The organism is Thalassobaculum sp. OXR-137 (genome assembly GCF_034377285.1).
Classification (GTDB): domain Bacteria; phylum Pseudomonadota; class Alphaproteobacteria; order Thalassobaculales; family Thalassobaculaceae; genus Thalassobaculum.
The window spans coordinates 4,089,373-4,109,280 of the sequence record NZ_CP139715.1; the positions used below are offsets into that span (position 1 = coordinate 4,089,373).

Genomic DNA, 19,908 nt, shown 5'->3' on the forward strand with positions numbered 1-19,908 from the left:
CATCCCGACCGACCTCCGGGTCACACCCGGAGGTCGGCGGATGCCGGACGTATTCTAGTGACCTCATCCTGAGCAGCCCCGCAGGGGCGTGTCGAAGGGCCTATTCCTCGAAGGTGTAGCGGAAGTCGCAGTGGCTGGCGCCGCCCATCAGGGTCTGGGTGCGTTCCAGCTTGATTCGCGGGTCATAGCCCTCGCAGAAGGTGCCGTCGCGGTTGCAGGACAGCAGGTGGCCGATCTCGCCGAGCCCCATTGCCTTGTACATCTCGGAATACCGGCAGCGGGTGACGTTGAAGTCCAGGGTCTGCGGCGTGCGGTCGACCGGCTCGATCTCCAGCGCGCCGCTGGCGGTCCAGTGTTTCTGGATATCGGCGAAGCTGTCGAGGTCGGTGCCGCCTTCGGCCTCGGCGGCGAAGCTCCGGCCCTGGGCGATCGCCGCCTTCCTGATCGCGCTGTCGAGGATGTCCTGGGCCTGCGCCTTGCCGAGCTGGGCGACCATCTCCTCGTAGATCGGCTTGATCACCTCCGCCTCGATTCGGCGCTGCTCCAGGATCGGCAGTCTGTCAGCCATCACATCCTCCTCGTCACCGGCCGGGAAAGCCTCCGGTCCGCCTCGTCGATCTCCGCTACGACCGTGGCAACGGCCGGTCGCGCGAGCATACGGCGATACCATAGCGCCAGGTCCGGAAGACTGTCCAAGGACGGCCCGCCCAGCCGCACGCCGTAATGCACGCTCATGAACAGCGCGATGTCCGCCATGGAGAACCGGCTGCAGAACCAGTCGCCGCGCAGCTCCCCGACCAGCGTCCCGTAGAGCGCCAGAAGCTCCTCTTCCGCCACGGCCGCCTTTGCTTCCAGCGCCGCCTCCTCGGCCGGATCCTGGCGCGCCGGTTCGGTGCGGAACATCAGCCGCGACAGCGGCTTCAGCAGGATCTCGTCGGCGGTCAGTTCCAGCATCCGGCAGCGCGCCCGCGCCTTCGGGTCGGCCGGCATCAGCGCCGGCGCGGGCCAACCCTCCTCCAGGTATTCAAGAATCACGGTGGAATCGAACAGGGTCAGGTCGCCGTCGACCAGCACCGGCACCTGGCCCTTCGGGTTGCCGGCCAGGACCGCCGGGTGCTTCGGCGCATAGCCTTTGGATTGGCTGAAGGTCACGACCTCCCGGTCATGGGCGATGCCCTTCTCCGCCAGGGCGATCTCGACCTTGCGGGAGAACAGGCTGAGGGGACCGGAATACAGCTTCACGTCGGCGCTCCTGGAAGAGGTGGTACGACGAGAACATACCACGAACACATGTCGCCGCCATACGCTCACTCCGTCTTCCCGGCCCTGCGCCGGGACCTAGAATTGGATCAACCGGGGCGCCGCAGAACGTTCTCCGTCGCTCCGCCTGGCAGATGTCTGGATCCCGGCGCAAGGCCGGGAAGACGATAAGGTGGTTACAGGGCCGCTTCCGTGCCCCCGCCTCTCACCGTGCGCTGTAGCCGCCGTCGAGCAGCAGATCGGCGCCGGTCATGAAGCTGGAATCGTCGCTGGCCAGGAACACCGCCCCGCGGCCCATCTCCGACGGCTGGCCCAGGCGGCCGAGCGGGTGCATGGCGAGCCCCCACTGCTTCTCCGCCTCCTCCATGGTGCCGAACTGCGAGGTCATGCGCTCGGTGGCGGTGCCGCCGGGGGACAGGGTGTTCACCCGGATGCCGTCCTCCGCATGGTCGAGCGCCATGCCCTTGGCCATCTGGATCAGCGCGCCCTTGGTCGTGCAGTACGGCGTGCTGCCGGCCCGCGCCACCCGGCCCATCTGCGAGGCGGTGAGGATGATCGACCCGCCGCCGGCCCGCTTCAGGTGCGGGATGCCGTGCTTGCACAGGTGGAAGGCGCCGGTAAGGTTGACGGCCAGCGCCTGGGTCCAGTCCTCCTCCGCCAGGGTCTCGATGGTCGCCTTGGGGGTCATGGTCGCCGCGTTGGCCACCAGGATGTCGAGCCCGCCGAAGGCGCGGGCCGCCTGCTCGACCACATCGCGGACGCTGTCGGAGGAGCGCACGTCGCAATAGCCGCCGGCCGCCCGGCCGCCGCTCTCCACCAGGGACGCGGCCAGGGCTTCCGCCTCGCCGCCGTGGAGATCGGCGACGAAGACCGCCGCCCCCTCCTCCACGAAGGCCTCGCAGATCGCCCGGCCGATGCCGCGGGCGGCCCCGGTCACGATCGCCGCCCGTCCTTCCAGCTTGTCCGCCATGTCGGCAGCCTCCCCTATTTGTCGTTGACCGGCCCCGCCGTGATGATGGCACCGGTGGTCGAGCGCGGATCGCGCAACGTCCAGCGCCCGCACTCCACGGTGTGGAAGAAATCCTCCACCACCGCGTTGAACAGGGCCGGTTCCTCGATGTTCATGGTGTGGCCGGTCTTCGGCAGCACCGACAGGGCGGCGGACGGGATCATCCGCTTCATGAAATTGCCGACGTCGAGACAGGGATCGTCCTCGTCGCCGTTCACGATCAAGGTCGGAACGGTGAGCGCGTTCATCTGCTCGACCAGGTCGTAGAGCGACGGCCGGCGCGCCTGCACGCCGCGCATGGTGTTGGCCGAGCCCAGGGTGGAATGCTCGCAGAGCTGGGTCTCGAACTCCTTCCAGCCGCGCGGGTCCTTGGTCTCGAACTGCACCCGGGTCGGGCCGATGGCATAGGCCTTGCCGACCACGTCCATGCCCTCGGCCGCGATCCGGTCCGCCGTCGCCTCGGTCTCCTTGCGGAACTGCTCGCGGCGGTCCGCATCGGCGCCGTAACCGCAGCCGGCCACGGTCAGGGACAGGGCGCGGTCGGGATGGTGGAAGCCGAAATGCAGGGTGGCGAAGCCGCCCATGGACAGGCCGACGATATGGGCGGCGTCGATGCCGAGCCCGTCCAGGATCGAGCGGATGTCCTCCCGTGCCCGGTCCTGGCCATAGGCGTCCGGGCTCTCCGGAATGTCGGACGGGGCGTAGCCGCGGGCGGAATAGGTGATGCAACGGTAGCGCCGGCCGAAATGGCGCATCTGCGGCTCCCACGAGCGCCAGTCGCCGGCATATTCGTGCACGAACACGATCGGCGTGCCCTCTCCGACCTCCTCGAAGTACAGCTTCACACCGTCGTCGGTCGTCACGTGACCCATGGTCTTCCCCCGAGAGCGTTCTGGTTCGATTGGTTGCTGAGGCCGACATTGGAGCACCGCTTGCGGCGCGGCGGCAATGGCCCAAGCGTTCTGGAAGAGAATGGAGGACGATTCCCGCTCCGGCTCGAACCCGCCCGGAGCGATCGTGCTCTATCGCCTGGAGAGGCGCATCAGCACGGCGGCATAGAGGCCGGCCACCACTCCGGACAGGGCGAAGGCGGTGAGTACGGCGGCCACACCGTTCATCGGTCCGGCGAGCAGGTGGAGGGCGAGGCAGAAGCAGCCATAGACCACCAGGGACGGCTGGGCCGCGTTCATGGTGGCGGCGGTGAAGTCGCGCCCGTAATGGCCCCACAGCATCCAGGTCGAGGCCAGCAGCGTCGTCGGGAAGGCAAGCAGGATCCCCGACCAGTGGGCGCCGAGCCAGGGACTGGCGGTGGCGACGGTCGCCACCACGATGCCGGCGGCGAGCCCACGCACGATGGCGAAACGCCATCCGGCCGCCGAGGGCGGGGCCACGGGCTTGGGAATGTCGCGCCGGCGCAGGACATAGGCTGCGACCGCGCCGATCGCCACCGTACAGGCCGCCACCGTGAGCGAGGGCGTCAGGGAGTCGAGGATCAGGACGCAGACCAGCCAGGCGCAGATGCCGAGCATCGAGGTGACCACGAAATTGAACCGCCGCGCGGCGTGCACCCAGGCGGTGCAGTAGATCAGGATGATCCCGGTCACGCCGAACGCCATCAGCGCGCCCTCGGCGATGAACTGCCGCTCCTGATCCAGGGCGACGAAGAAGAAGCCCGGACCGGCGTTGAACGGCATGGTGATCAGCACCGAGGTCAGCAGCGGTCCGAGACGCCGCGCGAGCCGGCCGGCGGCGATGATCACCGAGGCGGTGGCGAGGGTCTTCCAGAGAATGGAGAACAGAACGAGGGTCATGGAACCGCTGAGCTGGGGGGCGCCCGGAGAGAGCGCCAGAGACAAGCCTCTGGCGGCGGCAAAAGCAACCACCCGTCTTGCCGGTCAGCCCTCCGGCTTGCGCATGACACCCGTCGCCGCATCGAACGACAGGGTGTCGAAGCCGCGATGGGCGTAGTCCGACCAGTCGAGCCAAGCCGCCACCATCCGGTTGGACGGCGCGTCCGGCGGATCGTCGGCCCGGGTCACGGCCCACCAGTCCAATGACAGCCCCTCGGGCCCCAGCGGCTTGGCGATCAGCGTGCCGTCGGCCAGTTCCGGGCGGGTCGCCCAGCGGCTGAACAGCGCCACGCCGTAGCCGGCCCGCAGCAGGTCGATGGCCGCCTCCGGCGTCGGCAAGGTGGTGACGCTGCGATAGGGCGTCGACGGCGGGCCGACCAGGGTCTCCCACTCGAAGCCGGGATCGCTGGAGAAGGGATAGGTGAACAGCCGCTCCTCCGCCAGGATCGACGAGTCGACCCAGGCCTCGCCGGCCAGCCGGTGGTCGGGCGCCATCACCGCCACCACCGGATCGCTTCCCAGCCAGTGCCATTTGAAGCGCCGGGACGCGGTCGGCTTGCCGAAGACCGTGCTGACATCCACCGAGCCCTCCTGCAGGCAGCCGAGCGGCCGCGCGGTCGCCCCGACCGACAGGTCGCAGGAAAGCGTCGGGTCGCGCCGCTCCAGGAAGGCGAGGAAGTCAGGCAGCCAATGGAAGCGGCTGTAGGTCGCCTGTCCGAACCGGACCAGGTCGCGGCCGGTGGAGCGGGCGGTCTCGATATCCTGCTCCAGCCGGCCGAGCTCGCGCAGGAAGCGGTCGGCGAAGGCGTAGAGCCGCTCCCCCTCCTCGGTCAGGGTCACGCCGGTGGAGCTGCGGCGCACCAGCGGCGTGTTCAGCCGACGCTCGGCCTCGCGCAGCCGGTGGGACGCCGCCGACTGGGTGATACCGAGGCGGATTCCGGCCGCCGCCACGCTCCCGGTTTCCTTCAGGGCGATCAGCAGGGACAGGTGGTTGGTGCCGAGCCGGGGGATCATGCGGGTATTAAATCATTTCATGACGGCGATGAAAATTTGGAAATTTTCGATTAATCCGACCGCCTCTATGTGGAGGCGCATGACCCTGATCCGCTCCCTTCCCCTGCGCGCGCCCCGGCTCACTCCGCCCATGGCCACGCTCGCCGTCATCGCCGCCTGCGTGAGCTTCGGCATGGTGCCGCTGTTCGCCCGGCTGCTGCAGGACGCCGGCATGTCGGCGGCCTCGATCGGCTTCTTCCGCTACGCCTCCAGCGCCCTGGTGATGTTCCCGTTCCTGCCGCTGGCCAGGGAGAAGCGCCGCGACGCCCTGCGGATGCTCGGCGCCGGGATCATGATGGGGATCGGCTGGGTCAGCTATCTGGAGGCCCTGGAGACCCAGTCGGTCGCCATGGTCGGGCTGGTCTACATGACCTATCCGGTCTTCGCCCTGCTGCTCGCCTGGATGCTGGCGCGGCAGACGCCGACCCTGCGGGCCTGGGGCGGCTGCGCCCTGGTGCTGGCGGCGGCCCTGATGATCTTCGAGGGCGGAGCCGGCGGCGGCACGGGCGGCGGCGCGTCCTGGGCGCTGGTCCTCTCGCTGCCGGCGCCGATCATGTTCGCGCTGATCATCGTGGTTCTGACCTGCCTCACGCCCCGCCTAACCTCGATGGAGCAGCTCGCCTGCGCCATGGTCGGCTGCGTCATCGGCCTCGCCCCGCTGGTGGCGCTGACCGATCCGGCAGCCTTCGTGCCCCGCGACGGCGGCGTCTGGCTGACCCTGCTGGCGATGGGGCTGGTGACCGCGCTGATTCCGCAGATGGTCTATACGATCGCCGCGCCGAAGATCGGCCCCGGCCGGAGCTCCGCGGCGGGCGCGGTGGAGCTGCCGACCATGATCGCGCTCGGCTGGCTGGCCTTCGGCGAGACGGTCGGCGTGCGGGAGATCGCCGCCTCCGGCCTGGTCCTAGCCGCGATCCTGCTGGTTCCGCCGATCGCCGCCCCGCGGCCGCAGCCGGCCTAGCGGGACAGGAACTGAAGCGGGGTCCACACACCGGAGGCGGGATGCGGGGCGACCGCCACATAGCCGCCCGTGCGCAGCGACCCGCCGGTGGCGTTCAGGTGGTAGAACACGATCGGCCGCATCTTGCCGGAGCCGGTATATTCCTCGCCGACGACCGAGAGATAGAGCCCATCGCATTTGTTGGCAGCAGTGATCGTCCAGGGGTCCTTTCGCTCCACGGCCCGGGGCCCGCAGTTCGCCAGCGACGGCTCGCGGAACGCGCCCAGAGACACGCCGCGGTCGACCGCGTCCCGCACGGCGTCCGACACATTGGCGGACACGGCGAGCTGGAACCACGCCGACCACAGATCCAGCACGTCGGCATGAAGAGTGTGCTTCGGCGACTCCGTCGCCTCGAACGTCGCCGTGGCGTAGCGCTGGCCCAGGCGGCAGACGTCGCTGACCACGGTCTCCCGCGCCATGCCGATGGTCGTGCCGGCGTAGTAGCCCTCGGCCTGTTTCGCCTCGAGGTCGGCGCAGGTGTCGACAGGGTCGGTCGCCGTGGTCTTGTCCGCCTTCGGATCGTAGATCTCCATCTCCAGCGGGTCCTCCCGCAGCAGGAGGTCCGGATCGGCGAACCAGGCGACGATCGCCGGGTTCAGGCGCACCAGCGTCACGGGATCCTTGTCGAGGGCGGCGGCACTCCGGGCGCCGAACACCGTCAGGACGACCGCGAGACCGAGTATAAGACGCGCCATGCCGCTCACCGTCCGACCATGTAGCTGCGGGCGAGTTCGCAGTAATGCTCGGCCGAGCGGTGGATCTGGGCGAAGTCGGCATCGGTGAGGTCGCGCATCTTCTTCGCCGGCGATCCGGCCCAGAGCTCGCCCGTCGGCACCACCTTGCCCGGCGTGACCAGGGCGCCGGCGGCCACCATGCCGTGGCGCTGAACCACAGCACCGTCCATCACGGTAGCGCCCATGCCGACGAAGCTGTCATCCTCCAGCGTACAGGCGTGGATGATGGCGCCATGGCCGATGGTGATGCCGGACCCGATCACCGTCGCGAACCGGTCGGAGGTGATGTGGACGATGGTTCCGTCCTGGATATTGGTGCGCGCGCCGACCGTGATCGACCGGCCGTCGCCGCGCAGCACCGTGCCGTACCAGATCGAGGCGTCCTCGCCGATCTCGACCTCGCCGATCAGCACGGCGGTCTCGGCGATGAAGGCGCCTGCCGCCACGCGGGGCGTCTGGCCGTGATGGGGTCGGATAAGGGCGGGCATCTGTTTCCTCCAATGCAAGACTTCTTGAGGCGCACTGTAGCCGAACTGACCGTCAGCCTTCATTGCCCAAGTGGCGAGATCGTGACGGGCCGGTGGGGCGAGGGCTGGTTGGACGGAGGCCGGCCGTGACCGCCGCGCCCATCGCGCTCCTGACCGATATGGTCTCCGCCGCCGCGATCTCGACCCTGTCGGCGGCGCGCGGGCTTCCGAACACGGTGTTCTTCGTCTCCAGCCGTGCCGCCCTGGACCGGCTGTTCGAGCCGTTCGACGCCGACCGCCCCTGGCCGGGGCGGCTGGTCGCCTTCTACAGCGACGTGGTGGTGCCGCAGCGCTACCTCGATGCGATGTCGCTCGAGCCGGTGAATATCCATCCGGCCCCGCCCGAATATCCGGGCAAGCGGGCCCTGGAATTCGCGCTGCGCGACCGGGTCGACGCCTATGGGGTGACCGCCCATGTGATGACCCTGCCGGTCGATTCCGGGCCGATCCTGTCGGTTCAGCGCTTTCCCATCACCCCCGGCATGACCGAGGAGGCGCTGCGCTATCACACCTGGCGGGCCGGGTTCGCACTGATGTTCGGCCTGATGCCGGCTCTGGCGGCCGACGCCCCGCTGTCGCCGGACCCGGCCCTCGCCTGGGGCACGCGGGACTGCAGCGAGGCTGCCTGGCAGGCGGTGCGCGCGGAGCAATCGGCCTAATCCGCGCAGAGCACCCGCTGCGACATCCTCTGCATCGCCGCGACGTAGCGCTCCTGCGACCAGCCGCGGTCGCCGGTCAGATGCTCCCAGTTCCGGACAGACAGAAGGGTCCACAGCAAGTCGGTCGCCTCGTCGGCATCCAGGTCCGGGTGCAGGTCGCCGTCGGCGGTCAGATCCTGCACGATTGCCGCACAACCCTCGCGCAGGGCCGCCATGCGGTCGTCCCACGCGGCCGCCGCCTCGGCATCGCTGTCGCGCATGGCCAGCAACGCGCCGCACACCCCATGCACTTCGGGGATGTAGCCGCACCAGGCACGGATGAAGGCCTCCATCCGCGCCCGTCCGCCGACCGCCGCCCGACACTCGGCCAGCCGCCCCTCCACGTCCTTCACCGCATCGATATAGCGGGTGGTCTCGATCAGCAGCTCGGCGCGGCTGGGAAAGTGGAGATAGACGGCCTGGCGGCTGACCCCAGCCTGCCGCGCCACATCGGCCATGCGGACGCCTCGGCCCCCGCCTTCCTCCAGAAGGGACCAGGCGGCGGTGAGAATGCGTTCGCGGGTATCGGGCTGGGCACTTGACATGGCGTCAACCTAGCCATATTTGACATCATGTCAATTGACACCGTGTAAACCTCTCTCGACCGGAGCCGATCATGAGCAAACGAATCTTCATCTGGGTTGCCCATCCCAAGGCGGACTCCCTGTGCAAGGGCCTGGCCGACGCGTACCAGTCCGGCGCCCAGGAAACCGGGTCGGAGGTCCGGCGCATGGATCTCAGCGCCATGACCTTCGATCTGAACACCGACGGCTACGGGGCCGATGCCCCGCCGCTGGAGCCGGACCTGATCGCCTGGCAGGAAGCGGTGGCCTGGGCCGACCACATCCTGGTCGTGCATCCCTACTGGTGGGGCTCGATGCCGACCAAGGCGAAGTCGGTGATCGACCGGGCGCTCGCCCCCGGCTTCGCCTTCAAGTACCACCGGCGTGGTCTCGCCTGGGACAAGCTGCTGACCGGGAAGACCGCCGACGTGATGATCACCTCCGATACTCCGCCGCTGCTCGACACGCTGATCTACTGGCGCCCCGGCCGCCGGGTCATGCGCCACCAGATCCTCGGCTTCTGCGGGGTGAAGACACGGCGGGCGGTGCAGTTCGGCCCGGTGAAGACCGCCACGCCCGAGAAGATCGACGGCTGGATCGCCCGGTCCAGGAAGCTCGGGATCCGGGCGACCGCCTGACGCATGACGGTGACATCTCGGCAATCCGCGCCATATCCCCCTGCATCGGAGAGCGGAGCGGGACTGCATGAGTTTGATCGTCGTCTATGGCGGCCTTTTCCTGACCTCGTTGGGCGCCGCCACGTTCCTGCCGATCCAATCGGAATTCCTGCTCACCGGTCTGATTCTCAGAGACGACTATTCCGTGGTCGCCCTGGTGATCGTCGCCAGCGTCGGCAACACGCTCGGATCGGTGATCAACTGGGCCATCGGCTGGCAGATCGAGAAGTATAAGGACCGGCGCTGGTTTCCCGCCTCGCCCGAGCAGCTCGAACGGGCCGCGCAGTGGTATCGGAAATACGGATACTGGTCGCTGCTGCTGAGCTGGGCGCCGTTCATCGGCGACCCGCTCACGCTCGCCGCCGGACTGATGCGCGAGCCGCTGTGGATCTTCCTGATCCTCGTCGCCATCGCCAAGACCGTGCGTTACGCTCTCTTCTCCGCCTTCATTCTCGGGGTGTTCTGATCCGCAAGCCCCCTATTCTGCCCCGCACGGACCTACACCGTTGCGCGAGAGCGACTACTGTCGCGCCGCGATGTGGGTTGTAATCCGGCGCCCGTCGAGCCAGATCGCCTGCACCGGGACCGGATCCCGACACAGACAACCGGACAGCCTGCCTTGTCCCTAGAGACACACCAACGGAGAGCTTCATGAACGACATGCCGTCCTACACGCCGCCCAAGGTCTGGACCTGGGACAAGGAAAACGGCGGACGCTTTGCCAGCACGAACCGCCCGGTCGCCGGCGCCACCCACGACAAGGAGCTGCCGGTCGGCGAGCATGCGCTACAGCTCTACTCGCTCGGCACCCCGAACGGCGTGAAGGTCACCATCATGCTGGAGGAGCTACTGGCCGCCGGTCATAAGGGCGCGGAGTACGACGCCTGGATCATCAAGATCGGCGACGGCGACCAGTTCGGCAGCGGCTTCGTGGGGATCAACCCGAACTCCAAGATCCCGGCCCTGCTCGACCGCAGCGTCGACAAGCCGATCCGGGTCTTCGAATCCGGCTCGATCCTGTTCTACCTGGCGGAGAAGTTCGGCGCCTTCCTGCCGACGGATCCGGCCAAGCGCACCGAGACCATGAACTGGCTGTTCTGGCAGATGGGCAGCGCGCCGTATCTCGGCGGCGGCTTCGGCCATTTCTACGCCTATGCGCCGGACAAGTGGGAGTATCCGATCAACCGCTTCGCCATGGAGACCAAGCGCCAGCTCGACGTCATGGAGCGCCAGCTCGCCGAGAACCAGTACATCGCCGGCGACGAATACACGATCGCCGACATGGCCATCTGGGGTTGGTACGGCCAGCTCGCCCAGGGCAAGCTCTACGATGCGGGCGAGTTCCTGGACGTGGCCTCCTACAAGAACGTCCAGCGCTGGACCAACGAACTCGCCGAGCGCAAGGGCGTGAAGCGCGGCCGCGTGGTCAACCGCGTGCGCGGCGAGGACAACGAGAAGCTGGAGGAGCGCCACAGCGCCGCTGACATCGACGCGCTCGGCCTCTGAGATCGTCCGACAGCCGGGGAAGCGGATCGCCACTTCCCCGGCTTCTTTGATACCCTCTCTACCGACCTCGGCCTGAGCAGCTCCGAAGGAGCGTGTCGAAGGACGACCTCAGCCACTCTGAAGCAGGCCCTTCGACACGCCCCCGCTATCGCGGAGGCTGCTCTGGGCGAGGGCTAAGGGTGGGTGCAAGCAAGCGGCCGAGACAGCAGCACTCCCAGTGGCACACCGCTTAGGCCCGCCAGAAGTCCCGGTCGAAGAACACCAGCAGCGCCAGAACCTCCAGCCGGCCCGCCAGCATGGCGATGACGAGCACCCATTTGGCGGCATCCGGCAGCGACTGGAACGTCCCGCTGGGCCCGATGATCGGCCCCAGCCCCGGACCCACGTTGGAGATCGCGGTGATGGAGGCCGAATAGGCGGTGACCAGGTCCAGTCCGAGGAAGCTCAGCACCACGGTGAAGATCGCGATGGTCGCGATGAACACCGCGAGGAAGGCCAGCACCGACAGCGGCACGTCCTCGCTCAGGGTCTTGCCGTTGTAGCGCAGCACGATGATCCGGCGCGGCGAGAACAGGCGCTTCAGATGGGCGCGCACGAACAGCCAGAGCACCTGGTAGCGATAAATCTTGATCGAGCCCGAGGTCGATCCCGAACAGCCGCCGACGAACATCAGCAGCAGGAACAGGCCGACCGCCCCGGTGCCCCACAGGGTGTAGTCGGTGGTGGCGAAGCCGGTGGTGGTGACGATGGCCGTGATGTTGAACGCCGTCAGGGTCAGCGCCTTGCCGAAGCCGAGCGCGTCGTCGCGGGTCATCAGCCAGAACGCCGTCAGCACGCTGAACACCGCCAGGAAGCCGAGGAAGCCGCGCACCTGCTCGTCCTTGATCAGGCCGCGGAAATTGCCCTGGGTCGCGCGCACGAACAGGATGAACGGGATCGCGCCGCTGATCATGAACAGGATCGCTGCCCATTGCAGCCAGGCGGACTGGAAATGGCCGAACGAGGAATCGTGGGTCGAATAGCCGCCGGTGGAGACCGTCGCCATCGAATGGGTCACCGCGTCGAAGAAGCTCATGCCCAGCGCCCAGTAGGCCGCGAAGCACAGCACCGTCAGGCCGACATAGACCATCGAGAGCCGCAGCAGGATGCGGCTGGTGAAGGAGGCCGCCTCGCCCTCGTGGACGGAGGTTTCCATCTTGTAGATCTGCATGCCGCCGACCCGCAGATACGGCAGGATCATCACGGCGATGGCGATGATCCCGATACCGCCGATCCAGTGCAGCATCGCCCGCCACAGCAGGATCCCCTCGGGCATGGAATCGAGCCCGGTGAGTACCGTCGATCCGGTCGTGGTGATGCCCGACATGGTCTCGAACACCGCGTCGGTGACCGACAGCCCATAGGCCATAAAGGGGATCGAGCCAAACAGGCAGACCGTGAGCCACCCGGAGGCGATCAGCACGAAGGCCTGGCGCAGGTTCAGCTCCGGCCGCTCCGGCGCGGTGTTGGCCAGAATCATCAAGGCGCCGAACAGGGCAGAGACCACGGCGGCGACCACGAAGGCCGGCCAGTCCGAATCTTCCCGAGCCCAGTCCAGCACCGCGGGTACAAGCAGCATCACCGCGATGGAAATCATCACCCATCCGAGGATGTGGGCAACGACCCTGAGGTCCAGCACCGCGAAGTCTCCGTGTGAGTCGCTGATCGGCCGCCCTTTACGACGGCGCGGCATCGAAGGATCGGCGGGATCATGCACCAGATAACGAAAAAGCGCTGCCCGAAGACAGCGCTTTCCCAAATTCTTTTGTCGTCCGGGACCGCAGTCCCGGCTCCAGACCGCCTTAGCGCTTGGAGAACTGGAAGCTGCGGCGGGCCTTGGCCTTGCCGTACTTCTTACGCTCGACCATGCGCGGGTCGCGGGTCAGGAAGCCGCCCTTCTTCAGGGTCGGGCGCAGGCCCGGCTCGAAGAGGGTCAGGGCCTGGGAGATCCCGTGGCGCACCGCACCGGCCTGGCCGGACAGACCGCCGCCGGTCACCGTGCAGAACACGTCGAACTGACCGGTCCGCTCGGCCGCCTCGAACGGCTGGTCGATGATCATCTGCAGCACCGGACGGGCGAAATACTCGGCCGACGGCTTGCCGTTGACGGTGATGATGCCCTGGCCGCGCTTCACCCACACACGGGCGATCGCGTTCTTGCGGCGGCCGGTCGCGTAGGAGCGACCGAACTTGTCGACCACCGGCTCCGCCGGAGCGGCCGAGGTCTCAGCCTGCAGCTCGGCCAGCTTGTCGAGGCCCTGGGCCTCATCCGTCGACGTGGTCTCGGTTTCCATCGACATCGCTTACCTCGCGTTCTTCGGGTTCATGGCCGCAACGTCCAGCACCTGGGGCTGCTGCGCCTCATGCGGATGCTCCGCACCGGCATAGACCCGCAGGTTGGACATCTGCTGACGGCCGAGCGGGCCGCGGGCGATCATCCGCTGCACCGCCTTGGTGATCACGCGCTCGGGATGCGCGCCGGCCAGCACCTGGTCGACCCGGCGGGACTTGATGCCGCCCGGATGGCCCGTGTGCCAGTAGTACTGCTTCTGCGTCATCTTGTTGCCGGTCAGCTTGACCTTCTCCGCATTGACGACGATGACGTTGTCACCGCAGTCCATGTGCGGGGTGAAGGTCGGCTTGTGCTTGCCGCGCAGGTAGTTCGCGATGATCGAAGCGAGCCGGCCGAGGACGAGCCCTTCGGCATCGACCACAACCCACTTCTTCTCGATCTCGCTCGGCTTTGCCGAATAGGTCCGCATGACGGTCCCCTCGCTCGATCGGCCCCGTGCAACTGGCACAAGACCCGGTTCATGGAAATCTGGAGTCGGCACGGGATACGGCCCGCCTCCGACGGAGCGCGCCTTATGCCGTGCAAAGCGGTCCGGAATCAAGCGGAAAAACGCCGTTTTTTCAGTGCGGTTGGGAATGAGGTATTATATTACCTCGACCGTAAACCGCAGACATACCGAAAACTCCGCGCCGGCCGGAAGGATGGCGTGGCCGGTATCCGCAACCCCTTGAAGTTCCGTCAGGTTCGCTGCGTCGATCGCATGGGTGACCGGCTCTACGCAGAAATACCGGTTATGCTCCGGGGTATAGACGATGACGTGATCCAGCGGCCCCTCGCCTGTCATGGTCAGCGCCAGCCGACGTTCGGGCCAGGCGATCCGGGCGGTCTTCTCCCAGCCGCCGAAGCCCTGGTCGAGGCCCATGGGCACGGGCCCCTCCTCGCGCCGGTCGAGCGCGGCCGGCACTGGCTGGCCGCCGGCGACGGGAAACTTCTCCGCCTCGGTCGGCGGCCAGGATGTGGCGACCGGCAGGGTCAGGCGGGTGCCCGGGGTCTGCGGGAAATAGGGATGGAAGCCCAGCCCCACCGGCATCGCCCCCTCGCCCGAGTTGAGCACGGACAGGGTGACGGTCATGCCGGCGTCGTCGATCTCAATCACCTGGGCGGCACGATAGGGCCAGGGCCAGCCGCCGATGCCCGCCTCGTGGGCGTAATGCATGCGCAGGGTCGACCCGTCGCTCTCCGCCTCCCAGATCCGGCGCAGGCCGTGGCCGTGGATCGCATGGCCCGCCGGCAACTCGGTCGGTGTCAGCTCGACGGTCTCGCCCTCGACGGTCAGCCGGGCGTCGCGGATCCGGTTCGATCAGGGCACCAGCGGAAAGCAGCCGCAGGAGGCGGGTGCTTCGAGGTCGCGCGATCCGTCGGCCGGGACCGGCGCGAAGATATCGGTGTCGCCGTGGCGGAACGCCGTGATGCGCCCGCCGAAGGCCGGCTCGACAACGACGCTCACGGCGCCGCTGGAGAGGGTGATCGGATGGCTCATCTGTGCGCGCTCCCTTTTTTGGCCGTCCCTTAACCGCCGGGCCGGTCCTCTTTCGGTGGGATCGAGTAGGTGCCGGTCACATGGCAGACCGGGTCGTCATCCCTACCGTCTATATGGAGAAGCACCTCGCCATATGCGAGGCGCTGGCCGCATTTGATCAGCTTGCCGACCGCCATCAGGTCGCCTGGCTTGGGCCGGCGCAGGAAGTTGGCGGTCAGGCTGGTGGTCACCGCCAGCTTCACCATGCCGATGCGCGACAGCACCACCGCATAGAGCACCGCGTCCGCCAGGCCCATCATCGCCGGGCCGTTGATCGTCCCGCCGGGCCGCAGCAGCAGATCGGAATACGGCAACCGGGCGACCACGTAGCCGTCGGTGATCTCCTCGAACCGGGCGCCCAGATTGCCCATGAAGGACAGGTCCTCCTGCAGAACCTGGTTCATTTCGGCGACAGACACTTTTGCCGTCATGGCACTTCCTCCCCCTGGCGCGACCCGTTACCGTCCCCCGGCCTGCCTGACAGGACAACCAGAGGGGACCCCATGAGCCAACTGTTTTCGCCGATCTCGATGCGCGACGTCACTCTGCCGAACCGTATCGTGGTGGCGCCGATGTGCCAGTACGTTTCCGAAGATGGCAGTGCCAATGACTGGCACCTCATGCATCTCGGCCAATTCGCCATGGGTGCCGGCGGCCTGGTCATCACCGAGGCGACCCACGTGTCGCCGGAGGGCCGCATCACCCCGGGCTGCCTCGGCCTGTGGTCGGACGAGAACGAGCGGACGCTCAAGCGGGTCGTCGATTTCTGCTACCAGTACGGCACCTCGGTGATGGGCATCCAGATCGCCCATGCCGGCCGCAAGGCCTCCAACCGCATCCCCCTGAACGGCGGCGGCCCGCTGCAGCCGGGCGAGAACCCGTGGCAGACCCTCGGCCCGTCCGATCGCGGCTACGGCGACTGGCCGGCGCCGAAGCCGCTGGATGCCGACGGGTTGGAAATGGTCAAGCAGCAGTTCGTGGAGAGCACCAAGCGGGCCGACCGGGTCGGCTTCGAGGTCGCCGAGGTTCACGGCGCCCACGGCTACCTCCTGCACCAGTTCCTGTCGCCCCTGTCCAACACCCGCAACGACGGCTATGGCGGCTCCATCGAGGGCCGGATGCGCTTCCCGCTGGAGGTGTTCAAGGCCTGCCGCGCGGTCTGGCCGGAGAACAAGGCCATGGGCATGCGTCTGTCAGCCACCGACTGGGTCGAGGGCGGCCTGACCGTCGAGGAGACCGTGGAGGTCTGCAAGGCGCTGAAGGAGGCCGGCTGCGACTTCGTCGACGTCAGCTCCGGCGGCAACGATCCGGCGCAGAAGATCACCGTCGGCCCGGGCTACCAGGTGCCCTTCGCCGAGAAGGTGAAGGACGAGGTCGGCATCGCGGTCATGGCCGTCGGCATGATCACCGACGGCGTCCAGGCCGAAGAGATCGTCTCGTCGGGCAAGGCCGACATGGTCGCGGTCGCCCGTGGTGCGATGGACGACCCGCGCTGGGCCTGGCACGCCGCGCAGGCGCTCGGCGTGCAGATCGAGTACCCGGCGCAATATGTCCGCTGCCGCCCCGACATCTGGCGGGCCGGCCACGGCTCCTTCGTGCCGAAGAAGTAGGATCAGAAGAGGATCCGGCCGGTATCCGCCGGCCGGGTCCGCCGCTCAGGCACCCACGCCGAGCAGTTTCGGAAGGTCGGCCATGTTCTCGAAGGTCACCTGGGCGCCGGCCTCCTTCAGCCGGTCGACGCCGGAATCCCGGCCGTAGCCGAAGACCCGCATGCCGGCCGCCACCCCGGCCCGCACGCCGGGCGGGCTGTCCTCCACCACCGCCACGTCGCCCGGCGGCACGTCGAAACTGGCCGCCGCATGGAGGAACAGGTCCGGCGCCGGCTTCGGTTCCGGCACCATGTCGGCGGAGAAGATCCGGTGCTCCAGCCGCTCATGCAGGCCGGTGACCCCCAAGGAGACGTCCATCTTGTACAAGGGGCCGTTCGAGCCGACGCAGTACTGGATGCCGGCCAGGTCCAGCGCATCCAGGGCCTCCACGATGCCGGGAATGGCCTTCAGCTCGGCCCGGAAGGCGGCGAACTGCTGTTCGTAGATCCCTTCGACCCAGCCATCGCCGAGCGGAATCCCGAAATCCTCCTCCACCCGGATCTTGATGCGGGTCAGCTTGCCGCCGAGATACTGGTGCAGGGCGGCCTCCCCGCTCATCTCCAGGCCCGCCTTGGTGAGGGCGGCGGCGATGATGCGGGTGGCGATCGGCTCGCTGTCCACGAGCACGCCGTCGCAATCGAAAATTACCAGCGCCGGTTTCCAGACCAAGGCGGTCTCCCCTTTAGACGGTCTTCGCGAAGTCCAGCAGCGCCTCGGTGAAGGCGCCCGGCCGCTCCATCGGAATCAGATGTCCAGCATCGCGGAAATCGACGCGCGACGCCCGCGGAATCCGCGCGGCCAGCTCCTCGACATCCTCGGCGACGTAGAATACCCGATCGTGCAAACCGACCAAGATCTGCGCCGGAATGTCGAGCTTCTCCCACGGGAAGTTCCAGTCGGTCGCCACCGACTCGACCATCAGCCGATAGCCGCCATCGGCCGGATCGATCGGCGCATAAGGCGCGCCGGTCTGCACGTCGGCCCGCATCTTCGCGAGCTGGTCCGGGTTCACGAGCATCGGCAGATTGAGCTCCATGATCAGCCGGAACCCTCCCGCCGCCACCCCATGGGCCATGGCGGTGTTGATCCATTCCAGCCGCTCGGTCGGCTTGCGCAGGGTGTTGATCAGGACGATGCCGTCCGCCCGCGTCCCCTTGGCGTAGGCCTGGGCGGCGAACAGGCCGCCGATGGACAGGCCGACAAGCACCGGACGCGCGGGCCTGACCTCGTCGCAGAGCCGGTCCAGGTCGTCGACGATCTGGACCGGTGTCGGCCGGGTGGTCGGGGCGGTGCGGCTCTCGGCCTGGCCGCGGAAATTATAGACCAGGGTCCCGTGGCCGGCTTTGCGCAGGGCCGGCGCGATCGCCGCCTCCCACATGGTGTAGCTGCCGGTCAGGGCGTTGACGAAGACGAAGGTCTTGCCCGACGGATCGGTCGGCGGCGTGTGCTCGTAATACAGGCTTTCGCCCTCGGCGATCTCGAGATGCGGCATGGTGAGCCTCCCTGGTTTCTTTTTTATCCTTCGCGCATTCCTAGAGTCGGTAGCGCGTGGGGTAAAAGCCCGTCAACGCGTGATTAGCATCTGGCGCCGGGACGCGGCGCGCCGTAAGCCCGTGTCATGGAGATCCTTCTCGAGATTATCGTCCCGGTCTTCGGCATCGTCGCCCTGGGTTATGGTGCTGCCCGGACCGGGCTGTTCCCGCACGACGCCACCAAGGGCCTGTCGCGGTTCGTGTTCGACTATGCGATCCCGGCCATGCTGTTCCGCACCATGGCGACGACGGATCTGCCGGCGACGATCCAGTGGGGATATCTGATCTCCTATTTCGGCGGCGGCTATATCGCCTGGACCGCCGGCACCCTGATCAACCGCTACCTGTTCAAGGGAACCGGCGCCGAACCCGCCATCGCCGGGATGACCGGCGCCTTCTCCAACACGGTCATGCTCGGCGTGCCGCTGGTGCTGACCACCTTCGGCGACGCGGCGACTCTGCCGCTGTTCCTGATCATCGCCTTCCATTCTTGGCAGCTTCTCTCCGTGGTCACGATCCAGGCCGAGATCGGCATCGGCGCTCGCCAGGAAATGCGCCGGCTGCCGGTGAACGTCGCCAAAGGTCTGGTCACCAACCCGATCATCATCGCCCTGCTGCTCGGCGTTCTGGTCAATCTGGCGGGGCTGAAGCTGCCGGGTGTCGTCGATACCCTGGCGAGCACGCTCGGCCGTGCCGCCCTGCCCTGCGCGGTCTTCGCCATGGGGGCGTCCATCGCCGCCTACCGGATCGCCGGCGCCGTCCAGCAGGCGGCGGTCGGCACGGTGCTGAAGCTGGCGCTGCATCCGCTGCTTGTCTGGCTGCTCGCCACCCATGTCTTCCAGGTCGAGACTCTGTGGCGCGACGTGGCGGTGCTGCTGGCCTCCCTGCCGGTCGGGATCAACGTCTACCTGATGGCCCAGCGCTACCAGTCGGCCATCGCCCAGTCGACCACGGCGATCCTGATCTCCACCGGCCTGTCGGTCCTGACCGTGGCCGGCGTGCTGCTGCTGCTGGACGTCCGCTAGGGATCGGTGGTGACGGGAAAGCCCCCTTGAATTTCGGACCCGCGGGCGCATTGTGGGGTCCAAGAAGACCGCTCAGAACGTACCGAGGGAGACAGCCATGGCCCTGCCCCAGGCTGAGACGCCGGACACCGACGCCCTGCCCATCCTGGTCCGCGAGGACAATGACGGCGTCGCCACCCTGACCCTGAACCGGCCGAAGCAGCGCAACGCCCTGTCGCGCGCCCTGATGGCCGAGCTGCAGCGCGAGCTCGCCGCGATCGCCGACGACCGCACGGTCAAGGTGGTGGTGCTGGCGGCCGCCGGACCTGCCTTCTGCGCCGGCCACGATCTTAAGGAAGTGCGCGAGAACGACGGCGAGCCGTTCTTCAAGGCGCTGTTCGAGCAATGCTCCGAGCTGATGATGGCGATCAACCGGCTGCCGCAGATCGTCATCGCCAAGGTCCATGCGATGGCCACGGCCGCCGGCTGCCAGCTCGTCGCTGCCTGCGACCTGGCCGTCGCCGCCGACACTGCCAAGTTCGCCACGCCGGGCGTGAATATCGGCCTGTTCTGCTCGACCCCGATGGTCGCGATCAGCCGCAATGTCGGGCGCAAGAAGATGATGGAGATGCTGGTCACCGGCGAACCGCTGGACGCCGCCACCGCCGAGGCCGCCGGCTTGCTGAACAAGGTGGTCCCGGCCGAGGAGCTGGACGCCGCCGTCGAGGCTCTGACCGCCAAGATCACGTCGAAATCGCCGCTGACCCTGACCATCGGCAAGGAGGCGTTCTACCGGCAGCTCGAGCAGCCGATGGAGGACGCCTACGCCTATGCCAGCGCGGTGATGACCCGCAACATGCTCGCCCGCGACGCCCGCGAAGGCATCGACGCCTTCATCGAGAAGCGCGCCCCCGTCTGGAAGGGAGAATAAC

Annotated in this window: 25 protein-coding genes; 8 read left to right on the forward strand and 17 right to left on the reverse strand. The window is 67.6% G+C overall.

The genetic code is table 11. From position 1 onward, the window contains the following. Nucleotides 1-100: 100 nt before the first annotated feature. The 6 genes from T8K17_RS19130 to T8K17_RS19155 form a co-directional block, all read right to left on the reverse strand. On the reverse strand, nt 101-568 hold the full coding sequence (locus T8K17_RS19130; protein WP_322331325.1) for an L-2-amino-thiazoline-4-carboxylic acid hydrolase: 468 nt from the start codon (nt 566-568) through the stop codon (nt 101-103). Then, nucleotides 568-1,242 (reverse strand): glutathione S-transferase family protein, encoded by a 675-nt coding sequence (locus T8K17_RS19135; RefSeq protein ID WP_322331326.1) that lies wholly within the window; start codon nt 1,240-1,242, stop codon nt 568-570. Before T8K17_RS19135 ends, T8K17_RS19130 begins: the two co-directional genes overlap by 1 nt. A gap of 223 nt (nt 1,243-1,465) precedes the next feature. Further along, nucleotides 1,466-2,230 (reverse strand): SDR family oxidoreductase, encoded by a 765-nt coding sequence (locus T8K17_RS19140; RefSeq protein ID WP_322331327.1) that lies wholly within the window; start codon nt 2,228-2,230, stop codon nt 1,466-1,468. Nucleotides 2,231-2,244: 14 nt separating this feature from the next. After that, nucleotides 2,245-3,141, reverse strand: coding sequence for an alpha/beta hydrolase (locus tag T8K17_RS19145; protein WP_322331328.1), 897 nt, complete (start codon nt 3,139-3,141; stop codon nt 2,245-2,247). 150 nt (nt 3,142-3,291) lie between these two features. After that, nucleotides 3,292-4,080, reverse strand: a complete 789-nt coding sequence (locus tag T8K17_RS19150; protein WP_322331329.1) for a hypothetical protein — start codon at nt 4,078-4,080, stop codon at nt 3,292-3,294. An 84-nt stretch (nt 4,081-4,164) separates the two neighbouring features. Further along, nucleotides 4,165-5,133 (reverse strand): LysR family transcriptional regulator, encoded by a 969-nt coding sequence (locus tag T8K17_RS19155; protein WP_322331330.1) that lies wholly within the window; start codon nt 5,131-5,133, stop codon nt 4,165-4,167. 79 nt (nt 5,134-5,212) lie between these two features. Between T8K17_RS19155 and T8K17_RS19160 the strand changes: the two genes are divergently transcribed. Beyond that, entirely contained in the window at nt 5,213-6,133 is a 921-nt protein-coding gene (locus T8K17_RS19160; RefSeq protein WP_322331331.1) for a DMT family transporter, read from the forward strand. Here T8K17_RS19160 and T8K17_RS19165 read toward each other — a convergent pair. Together T8K17_RS19165 and T8K17_RS19170 are read right to left on the reverse strand one after the other, a co-directional pair. After that, nucleotides 6,130-6,870: a hypothetical protein gene (locus T8K17_RS19165; protein ID WP_322331332.1), complete on the reverse strand. Its 741-nt coding sequence runs from the start codon at nt 6,868-6,870 to the stop codon at nt 6,130-6,132. The genes T8K17_RS19160 and T8K17_RS19165 overlap by 4 nt on opposite strands. A gap of 5 nt (nt 6,871-6,875) precedes the next feature. After that, nucleotides 6,876-7,397 carry a gamma carbonic anhydrase family protein gene (locus T8K17_RS19170; protein WP_322331333.1) on the reverse strand — a complete coding sequence of 174 codons (522 nt, stop codon included), beginning with the start codon at nt 7,395-7,397 and terminating at the stop codon, nt 6,876-6,878. 125 nt (nt 7,398-7,522) lie between these two features. Here T8K17_RS19170 and T8K17_RS19175 point away from each other — a divergent pair, with 125 nt between their 5' ends. Next, nucleotides 7,523-8,095 (forward strand): formyltransferase family protein, encoded by a 573-nt coding sequence (locus tag T8K17_RS19175; RefSeq protein WP_322331334.1) that lies wholly within the window; start codon nt 7,523-7,525, stop codon nt 8,093-8,095. Here T8K17_RS19175 and T8K17_RS19180 read toward each other — a convergent pair. Beyond that, nucleotides 8,092-8,679: a TetR/AcrR family transcriptional regulator gene (locus tag T8K17_RS19180; RefSeq protein ID WP_322331335.1), complete on the reverse strand. Its 588-nt coding sequence runs from the start codon at nt 8,677-8,679 to the stop codon at nt 8,092-8,094. The two genes, T8K17_RS19175 and T8K17_RS19180, sit on opposite strands and share 4 nt — an antisense overlap. Nucleotides 8,680-8,750: 71 nt before the next feature. On the opposite strand from T8K17_RS19180, the gene T8K17_RS19185 reads away from it, so the two are divergent. The 3 genes from T8K17_RS19185 to yghU all read left to right on the forward strand — a co-directional run bounded on the left by T8K17_RS19185 (nt 8,751) and on the right by yghU (nt 10,880). Next, on the forward strand, nt 8,751-9,335 hold the full coding sequence (locus T8K17_RS19185; RefSeq protein WP_322331336.1) for an NAD(P)H-dependent oxidoreductase: 585 nt from the start codon (nt 8,751-8,753) through the stop codon (nt 9,333-9,335). A 67-nt stretch (nt 9,336-9,402) separates the two neighbouring features. Then, entirely contained in the window at nt 9,403-9,840 is a 438-nt protein-coding gene (locus T8K17_RS19190) for a YqaA family protein (RefSeq protein WP_322331337.1), read from the forward strand. A 185-nt stretch (nt 9,841-10,025) separates the two neighbouring features. Beyond that, a complete protein-coding gene (gene yghU / locus T8K17_RS19195; RefSeq protein ID WP_322331338.1) occupies nt 10,026-10,880 on the forward strand; it encodes a glutathione-dependent disulfide-bond oxidoreductase in 855 nt (284 codons plus the stop codon). 229 nt (nt 10,881-11,109) lie between these two features. Here the strand turns inward: yghU and T8K17_RS19200 are convergent, their stop codons facing one another. The 6 genes from T8K17_RS19200 to T8K17_RS19225 form a co-directional block, all read right to left on the reverse strand. Beyond that, nucleotides 11,110-12,558, reverse strand: coding sequence for a TrkH family potassium uptake protein (locus T8K17_RS19200; RefSeq protein ID WP_322331339.1), 1,449 nt, complete (start codon nt 12,556-12,558; stop codon nt 11,110-11,112). 163 nt (nt 12,559-12,721) lie between these two features. Then, nucleotides 12,722-13,219, reverse strand: coding sequence for a 30S ribosomal protein S9 (rpsI, locus tag T8K17_RS19205; protein ID WP_416153131.1), 498 nt, complete (start codon nt 13,217-13,219; stop codon nt 12,722-12,724). A 3-nt stretch (nt 13,220-13,222) separates the two neighbouring features. Continuing rightward, entirely contained in the window at nt 13,223-13,681 is a 459-nt protein-coding gene (rplM, locus tag T8K17_RS19210) for a 50S ribosomal protein L13 (protein WP_322331340.1), read from the reverse strand. Between the two features lie 174 nt (nt 13,682-13,855). Beyond that, nucleotides 13,856-14,563, reverse strand: coding sequence for an aldose 1-epimerase (locus T8K17_RS19215; RefSeq protein WP_322334985.1), 708 nt, complete (start codon nt 14,561-14,563; stop codon nt 13,856-13,858). Nucleotides 14,564-14,572: 9 nt separating this feature from the next. After that, nucleotides 14,573-14,752 carry a hypothetical protein gene (locus tag T8K17_RS19220; RefSeq protein ID WP_322331341.1) on the reverse strand — a complete coding sequence of 60 codons (180 nt, stop codon included), beginning with the start codon at nt 14,750-14,752 and terminating at the stop codon, nt 14,573-14,575. Nucleotides 14,753-14,781: 29 nt separating this feature from the next. After that, complete coding sequence (locus tag T8K17_RS19225; RefSeq protein ID WP_322331342.1) at nt 14,782-15,222, reverse strand: PaaI family thioesterase; 441 nt, start codon at nt 15,220-15,222, stop codon at nt 14,782-14,784. Nucleotides 15,223-15,294: 72 nt separating this feature from the next. Here T8K17_RS19225 and T8K17_RS19230 point away from each other — a divergent pair, with 72 nt between their 5' ends. Continuing rightward, the gene (locus tag T8K17_RS19230; protein ID WP_322331343.1) at nt 15,295-16,401 is read left to right on the forward strand and encodes an NADH:flavin oxidoreductase/NADH oxidase; all 1,107 of its coding nucleotides are present in this window, start codon (nt 15,295-15,297) and stop codon (nt 16,399-16,401) included. Between the two features lie 45 nt (nt 16,402-16,446). Here the strand turns inward: T8K17_RS19230 and T8K17_RS19235 are convergent, their stop codons facing one another. Both T8K17_RS19235 and T8K17_RS19240 read right to left on the reverse strand, forming a co-directional pair. After that, on the reverse strand, nt 16,447-17,109 hold the full coding sequence (locus tag T8K17_RS19235) for an HAD family hydrolase (RefSeq protein ID WP_322331344.1): 663 nt from the start codon (nt 17,107-17,109) through the stop codon (nt 16,447-16,449). Nucleotides 17,110-17,122: 13 nt separating this feature from the next. Then, nucleotides 17,123-17,932 (reverse strand): alpha/beta hydrolase, encoded by an 810-nt coding sequence (locus T8K17_RS19240; RefSeq protein ID WP_322331345.1) that lies wholly within the window; start codon nt 17,930-17,932, stop codon nt 17,123-17,125. A gap of 126 nt (nt 17,933-18,058) precedes the next feature. On the opposite strand from T8K17_RS19240, the gene T8K17_RS19245 reads away from it, so the two are divergent. Together T8K17_RS19245 and T8K17_RS19250 are read left to right on the forward strand one after the other, a co-directional pair. Next, a complete protein-coding gene (locus tag T8K17_RS19245) occupies nt 18,059-18,997 on the forward strand; it encodes an AEC family transporter (protein ID WP_322331346.1) in 939 nt (312 codons plus the stop codon). A gap of 97 nt (nt 18,998-19,094) precedes the next feature. After that, nucleotides 19,095-19,907 carry an enoyl-CoA hydratase gene (locus T8K17_RS19250; protein WP_322331347.1) on the forward strand — a complete coding sequence of 271 codons (813 nt, stop codon included), beginning with the start codon at nt 19,095-19,097 and terminating at the stop codon, nt 19,905-19,907. The last annotated feature ends 1 nt before the right edge of the window (nt 19,908 follow it).

What these genes read in the sequence shown, in the direction of transcription:
- T8K17_RS19130 (WP_322331325.1), bottom strand. Translation starts at nt 568, where the DNA reads ATGGCTGACAGACTGCCGATCCTGGAGCAGCGCCGAATCGAGGCGGAG.
- T8K17_RS19140 (WP_322331327.1), bottom strand. Translation starts at nt 2,230, where the DNA reads ATGGCGGACAAGCTGGAAGGACGGGCGGCGATCGTGACCGGGGCCGCC.
- T8K17_RS19145 (WP_322331328.1), bottom strand. Translation starts at nt 3,141, where the DNA reads ATGGGTCACGTGACGACCGACGACGGTGTGAAGCTGTACTTCGAGGAG.
- T8K17_RS19150 (WP_322331329.1), bottom strand. Translation starts at nt 4,080, where the DNA reads ATGACCCTCGTTCTGTTCTCCATTCTCTGGAAGACCCTCGCCACCGCC.
- T8K17_RS19155 (WP_322331330.1), bottom strand. Translation starts at nt 5,133, where the DNA reads ATGATCCCCCGGCTCGGCACCAACCACCTGTCCCTGCTGATCGCCCTG.
- T8K17_RS19160 (WP_322331331.1), top strand. Translation starts at nt 5,213, where the DNA reads ATGACCCTGATCCGCTCCCTTCCCCTGCGCGCGCCCCGGCTCACTCCG.
- T8K17_RS19165 (WP_322331332.1), bottom strand. Translation starts at nt 6,870, where the DNA reads ATGGCGCGTCTTATACTCGGTCTCGCGGTCGTCCTGACGGTGTTCGGC.
- T8K17_RS19170 (WP_322331333.1), bottom strand. Translation starts at nt 7,397, where the DNA reads ATGCCCGCCCTTATCCGACCCCATCACGGCCAGACGCCCCGCGTGGCG.
- T8K17_RS19180 (WP_322331335.1), bottom strand. Translation starts at nt 8,679, where the DNA reads ATGTCAAGTGCCCAGCCCGATACCCGCGAACGCATTCTCACCGCCGCC.
- T8K17_RS19185 (WP_322331336.1), top strand. Translation starts at nt 8,751, where the DNA reads ATGAGCAAACGAATCTTCATCTGGGTTGCCCATCCCAAGGCGGACTCC.
- T8K17_RS19190 (WP_322331337.1), top strand. Translation starts at nt 9,403, where the DNA reads ATGAGTTTGATCGTCGTCTATGGCGGCCTTTTCCTGACCTCGTTGGGC.
- yghU (WP_322331338.1), top strand. Translation starts at nt 10,026, where the DNA reads ATGAACGACATGCCGTCCTACACGCCGCCCAAGGTCTGGACCTGGGAC.
- rpsI (WP_416153131.1), bottom strand. Translation starts at nt 13,219, where the DNA reads ATGTCGATGGAAACCGAGACCACGTCGACGGATGAGGCCCAGGGCCTC.
- rplM (WP_322331340.1), bottom strand. Translation starts at nt 13,681, where the DNA reads ATGCGGACCTATTCGGCAAAGCCGAGCGAGATCGAGAAGAAGTGGGTT.
- T8K17_RS19220 (WP_322331341.1), bottom strand. Translation starts at nt 14,752, where the DNA reads ATGAGCCATCCGATCACCCTCTCCAGCGGCGCCGTGAGCGTCGTTGTC.
- T8K17_RS19225 (WP_322331342.1), bottom strand. Translation starts at nt 15,222, where the DNA reads ATGACGGCAAAAGTGTCTGTCGCCGAAATGAACCAGGTTCTGCAGGAG.
- T8K17_RS19230 (WP_322331343.1), top strand. Translation starts at nt 15,295, where the DNA reads ATGAGCCAACTGTTTTCGCCGATCTCGATGCGCGACGTCACTCTGCCG.
- T8K17_RS19240 (WP_322331345.1), bottom strand. Translation starts at nt 17,932, where the DNA reads ATGCCGCATCTCGAGATCGCCGAGGGCGAAAGCCTGTATTACGAGCAC.
- T8K17_RS19245 (WP_322331346.1), top strand. Translation starts at nt 18,059, where the DNA reads ATGGAGATCCTTCTCGAGATTATCGTCCCGGTCTTCGGCATCGTCGCC.
- T8K17_RS19250 (WP_322331347.1), top strand. Translation starts at nt 19,095, where the DNA reads ATGGCCCTGCCCCAGGCTGAGACGCCGGACACCGACGCCCTGCCCATC.